The 3,171-nt window shown below is 65.0% G+C and carries 3 protein-coding genes; all 3 read left to right on the top strand.

Annotated elements, in window-relative coordinates; genetic code table 11:
• Window positions 1-64: 64 nt before the first annotated feature.
• The 3 genes from AWB67_RS35655 to AWB67_RS35645 all read left to right on the top strand — a co-directional run bounded on the left by AWB67_RS35655 (window position 65) and on the right by AWB67_RS35645 (window position 3,002).
• Complete coding sequence (locus AWB67_RS35655; protein WP_087660590.1) at window positions 65-397, top strand: hypothetical protein; 333 nt, start codon at window positions 65-67, stop codon at window positions 395-397.
• Window positions 390-2,399, top strand: coding sequence for a site-specific integrase (locus AWB67_RS35650; RefSeq protein ID WP_235025551.1), 2,010 nt, complete (start codon window positions 390-392; stop codon window positions 2,397-2,399). Before AWB67_RS35655 ends, AWB67_RS35650 begins: the two co-directional genes overlap by 8 nt.
• A gap of 102 nt (window positions 2,400-2,501) precedes the next feature.
• Window positions 2,502-3,002 carry a hypothetical protein gene (locus AWB67_RS35645; RefSeq protein ID WP_087660588.1) on the top strand — a complete coding sequence of 167 codons (501 nt, stop codon included), beginning with the start codon at window positions 2,502-2,504 and terminating at the stop codon, window positions 3,000-3,002.
• The last annotated feature ends 169 nt before the right edge of the window (window positions 3,003-3,171 follow it).

Raw genomic sequence — 3,171 nt, 5'->3', positions numbered from 1 at the left:
TAACAGGGGCACCGCCCCCGACCGTTGCGCGTAAACGTCAGGCCGCCGCGCCGCGCCCGGATATATGCAACAACGCCGCGCGATCGTCGAAGACCAGCGGTTCCTGCCGGTGCTCGACTTCATTGCGGCATGCGGTGCCGTGGTGCTCGTGCAGCGGGTGCTGTTTGGAGACGTGTGGGGTGAACCGTTCGAAGATCTGTGGCTCGCGAAGCAACTGCACGACGCGCGCCTCGCGTTTGAGATCTTGTGCGGCACCTGGCCCGAGGTGTTTCTGGGACAAGCGAACGCGGCGCTGACGGCGCTCGGTCTGCCGACGCTGACGCCACCGATGTTTCGTGACTTACCCAGGTCGCCGTGCGCGGGCGAGGGCGACGATGAGGGAGGCCACGATGTCTGACGTCTCGTCCAGACTCGCCCCGGAAAAGCTCACCGCAGAGCAGCTGACCCTTGAGCGCGGCTATACGGCGAAGGATTTCACGGCACTGCGGGCCTACGTGCAGCGCATCGCGCCCGCGGTGATCGCGCGCACCTACTACGATCCGGACGCCGATCCGCACGCGGCGACCCCCGGTGCGATGGAGCGGCATCTCAACACGATGCTCGACACACTGGTGCAGCTCGCGCTCGCGCACGGCTCAACCGTGCTCGCCAATCACTTGCGCGGGTCGATCAAGCAGCACGGCCAAGCGAAGCTGACCACGGTCACGTTTCGGATGGTGACCGAAGCGGCGCAGCTGGCGACACTGCCGCCGCACCCCGATCACGCGATCGGCGCCTGGCTGCGTCCGCGCGTGGCCCGGCGTCTGAAAGGCGAGGGCATCGCGACGTTGGGCGAGCTGGTCGCGTTCTGCAACCGGCGGGGCAGCAGCTGGTGGCGCTCGATCCCGCGCATCGGTCCGGGGCGCGCACGCGCGATTGTGAGCTGGTTGCGGCGCCAGCAAACCGCGCTCGGTCTGACGATCGACGCGGATGTCGACTCGGTCGAGCGGGACGGTGTGCCATTGGTCGCGGACGAACTGATCGAGGTGAGGCCGGCGACCGAGGTGACGAAATCAGGCCCAAGCGGCGGGCCGAGCAGCGGTTCAGCTCGCCTGACGCTTGCGCCGCTCGAGCGGCTCGTGGTGCCGCACGCGCTGTCGGGTGCCGACGGCGAGAACCGATCCACCGCCTTCTGCTATATCCAGGCCAATCACGATCTCGATGCGGTGCGCGCGTATCTGAATCGGTATCGCGATCAACTGAAGACGCTGCGCGCGTATACCAAGGAACTCGAGCGTTTCCTGTTGTGGGCGGTGGTGTTGCGCGGCAAGGCCTTGAGTGACCTGCGGGTTGACGACTGCGAGGCGTACAAGGATTTTCTGAAAAGCCCGGATCCGCGCTTCGTCGGCGAGCGTTTCGCACGGCACTCGCCGCGCTGGCGACCCTTCGCCTCGACGGCGGACGGGTCGGCCGCGCTTTCAGCAGATTCTCAACGCTATGCGGTGCGAGCGTTGCGCGCCGCGTTCGCGTGGTGGGTCGACGTGCGCTATCTGGGCGGCAATCCGTGGACCGCCGTCAACGATCCGCCGGTGATTCAGCGCGCGAGTGCGATGAAGATTGAGCGCGCGTTGCCGGCGGATCTATGGCGACGCCTGCGCAGCGAGCTCGATGTGCGATGCGCGGAGGAGGGCGATTGCCGCTCGACTGCGCAGTGGCGCGAGTCGAAGAGAGGCGTGCAGTGGCGCGCTGTGCGCGCGGCGATTCTGCTGATGGGAGATTCAGGTCTGCGTCGCGAAGAAGCGGCCTCGGCCCGCCGGGAGAATCTCAAAGCGTCGGTGTACGGCACGCTCGAGCGGCCCGTGTGGGAGCTGACGATTGTCGGCAAGGGTCAGCGTGAGCGCACCGTGCCGGTCAGTGCGGCGACGCTCGGGGCATTGCGCGCGCATTGGGCCGATCGCGGCAGGGAACTCGACGGTGCCGCAATCGCGAGCGCAGGGGTACCGAGCATTGCACCTCGCGGGCCGCTGCTTGGCCCCGTCATCATTCCGTGGACCGACGCAGCGCGTCGTCGGCATCGGACGCAACGTGGCGACGCGCTCGAAATCGAAGAGGCCGGCTATACCGCGGATGGGCTGAATCGACTGATCGGCCGGATGCTCAGAACGCTCGTCGAGACGATGGATGCGTTGAGCCTCGATGAACGTGTGAGACTCGGTCAGGCGAATGCTCATGCGTTCCGGCATACCTTTGGCACCCAGTCGGTTGCCGATGCGGTGCCGGTCGATGTCGTCCAGAAGGTGCTGGGTCACGCCTCGCTCGCGACCACCACGCTCTACGTGCAGGCCGAGAAACAACGCGTGCTCGAAGAAGTCGCCGGCTATTATGCGCGGCGCACAGAACGCGGTCCGGCAAAGGAGTAATGTGCCGATAACGGCGCTTCTCTGAAGCCATACAGAGCCGCAACGAAGAGGCTCCGAGAAGCGACGTCCTGCTCAAGATCGTCACCGGGACGAACGCATTTCATGGCGAAAAAAGCGAAACCATCGAAGCCGATGCGCCGCACACCGCTCTCGCGGGAGCAGCTGTTGCCGATCGCCCCGGCCAAGGCGCGCGCGCTGTCGCTGAGAAGCCACCTGGCGCTGGCCGCGCTGCGGCAAGGACAGGGCAATGCAGATCTCGCCAGCGAGCTCTTGAAAACGCTCTACTTGACGTTTCTCGCGAACGAGGCCGAGAGACGAAACGGGTTGTTTGAGACGTTCCTCGCCGCCGAGCTTGCGTTGAAGGCGTGCATCCACCACGCAGTAATGGTCGATGAGTGGCGGCTCGACGCGTCGCACTGTGAAGTCATCGAAGCGGTCCTGCGGGCGTACGACGCGCAACTGGCGTCGCTTCCGGTTCATAAGATCGAAGCGGCGAAACTGCGCCTGGGACGGATGTTGGATAAAAAGGGGAGTTTTCCGGATCTGGCGGCGACGCAGCAGTCAGCATTGGGACGCTCGGGAGGCGAAGCGCAAACTACGTGATAAAAATCATCGCTCGACATGCGGTCCCGCGGTGACTTGTCGAAAGACGGAAACCGGGGCCAGCAGCGGACATCGCCGCGATGATTCGCGACGACTCCCGACACAGTGAAGGTGTCTGTGATGAAAGGAACGCCAAGCGCCTTTTTTAGACAGGCGTCCGAATCCTCAT

Source organism: Caballeronia terrestris, assembly GCF_001544515.1.
In the GTDB taxonomy this organism is placed as follows: Bacteria; Pseudomonadota; Gammaproteobacteria; order Burkholderiales; family Burkholderiaceae; genus Caballeronia; species Caballeronia terrestris.
This window is presented reverse-complemented; position numbering and strand designations above follow the sequence as displayed.